Origin of the sequence: Sporosarcina koreensis (assembly GCF_001531445.1) — a bacterium.
Classification (GTDB): domain Bacteria; phylum Bacillota; class Bacilli; order Bacillales_A; family Planococcaceae; genus Sporosarcina; species Sporosarcina koreensis_C.
This window is the reverse complement of sequence record NZ_LQYA01000168.1, coordinates 1-243: the sequence shown is the minus strand read 5'-3', so window position 1 is coordinate 243 and position 243 is coordinate 1. Positions and strand designations below refer to the sequence as shown.

The window sequence follows — 243 nt, the reverse complement described above, 5'->3', positions numbered from 1 at the left end:
TGAGCAGCAGTAACCAACTTTTTATAATCTGTTCTTAAAATGATTACATTTTCAGTTGGCTTTCTTTCTGTCTTTGTTATTTCCTTTCCTAAACCAAACAGAGCTTTCTCGCCAGTCGGCACTTCAATATTTTTCATTTGTCGTCTCACTGGAACTATTAAATCAGACTCCACTCTTTCGCTATATCCAGTCAATTCATCTTTTTTGCTAGTAAGATCCTTTTCTAGAAAATCAATTTCTTTT

Annotated in this window: 1 pseudogene; it reads right to left on the bottom strand. The window is 33.7% G+C overall.

The annotated features are described in order from the left end of the window. Window positions 1–243 (bottom strand): annotated as a pseudogene (locus tag AWV70_RS16310) (plasmid recombination protein); the annotation flags it as partial.